The following is a 1,428-nucleotide window of genomic DNA, read 5'->3' on the forward strand; positions in this document are numbered from 1 at the left end:
GTCCGTTCGAGCAACTCAATGGCTTCCGATATCATGACGATTGGATGCGTAACTTGTTAATTGCCTCGTCTCTCAACGGGAGGAGACCGTTACCTCAATCTCCTCACACAAACTGAGGTGGAATCAGGTCCAATCCACGATACAAATGATCAATATCACCATAACGACAGGGCTAGTCCAACCCCCCATGATTGGCGACTATCGGCACACGCTGCCAGACCAGAACAAAGACCAAGCGCTGCTAGTTTTTGAGACCTATCAACAGGCGCTAAAACAATTAGCCCGCGATATTGACGAACGCAACCTCACTAGAGAACAACCCTTTCAAACCTTCAACCCGACTATTTTAGATTCGAGCGTAAGCGTATGAGCATGACTAACAATGCTGCCGATGCCGGTGGCGAAGCAACAACTGATGCCAAGAATCCATGTCCCTTTCTTCGAGCATTGCAAGCACTCGGCTATATTGATCCAACACGGGAGTCTCTTGCAGCAGATTATCAGCTGACATCACTCATCCTCATAAAAACGATAAAACAGATAGTCATTCTTAAAATCTTGTTCATCCACAACGTGATGAATAATATCTCGCTCTAACATGCGCTGTCCAACGCGAATAGCGTCATCTAGAGTCAGATCAAAGTTGACCATAAACCATTGGACAGCCTCAGAACCAACCAAACACTTTGGATAAATCTTAAGATTATATCGACGGTCTTTAATGCCTACACCGCCTGCACTTCGCATCTGAACAACAAGTTGTGCCAGGTCTTTTGGCTCAGTGTATCTAGCTAACGTCAGCTTACCGTAAGCATAGCTAACGTCACCCGCTAAAATCCACTGAGTCAACATTTGATAATTATACTGTGGAAAACGCTCATTCCATGCTGCAACTAGCGCCCTAGCGTCACCATAGGGAATTTTGAGATTTAAATAGGCAACTGCAATAGCTTCAACTTTCACCATAGGAAAAAATCTCTTTAAAGTAGAAAAATCTATAGGAAGTTACTGTGATACCAATCTCGCACGGTGGCGGTTGTTTACCCCCTGTTCTGCAATTTTGTGTTGCGATCGCAACACAAAATCAGCATCATCTTGATTACAAAGATGCCAAGCTTATCTGAATGCTGTCTAACCAAAAACTGAAGATTGCTTAAATCGTTTCTGAAAATACCTGAGAAAGCTAAAAAATGACGACCGCAGATCTTTAACCATCCTAACGTTCTCAGCAGTTGATACCGACAAACCGCTACCCTAAGCGATGCAGTCTGCTATCGCTTCCATGCAAATTCAAACCCCCGACTGGGTCAAGCACGCCGTTTTCTATCAAATTTTTCCGGACCGCTTTGCCCGTACTCAGCGGCGACCGCTGCCACCAGCCATGCAGGTACCGCTAGAGCCCTGGGCGTCCGCTCCTACGGGTAATGG

Annotated in this window: 2 protein-coding genes; one reads left to right on the forward strand and one right to left on the reverse strand. The window is 45.6% G+C overall.

The features are described 5' to 3' along the window. Window positions 1-145: 145 nt before the first annotated feature. Window positions 146-370: a hypothetical protein gene (locus IQ260_RS30585; RefSeq protein ID WP_193996801.1), complete on the forward strand. Its 225-nt coding sequence runs from the start codon at window positions 146-148 to the stop codon at window positions 368-370. 140 nt (window positions 371-510) lie between these two features. On the opposite strand, the gene IQ260_RS30590 is transcribed toward IQ260_RS30585, so the two are convergent. Beyond that, window positions 511-966, reverse strand: a complete 456-nt coding sequence (locus IQ260_RS30590; RefSeq protein WP_193996802.1) for a DEP domain-containing protein — start codon at window positions 964-966, stop codon at window positions 511-513. Between the last annotated feature and the right edge of the window lie 462 nt (window positions 967-1,428).

Source organism: Leptolyngbya cf. ectocarpi LEGE 11479, from assembly GCF_015207065.1.
GTDB lineage: Bacteria > Cyanobacteriota > Cyanobacteriia > Phormidesmidales > Phormidesmidaceae > Leptothoe > Leptothoe ectocarpi.

Bases quoted from the DNA above. Each gene is read 5' to 3' on its own strand.
- IQ260_RS30590 (WP_193996802.1), bottom strand. From the start codon at position 966: ATGGTGAAAGTTGAAGCTATTGCAGTTGCCTATTTAAATCTCAAAATT.
- IQ260_RS30585 (WP_193996801.1), top strand. From the start codon at position 146: ATGATCAATATCACCATAACGACAGGGCTAGTCCAACCCCCCATGATT.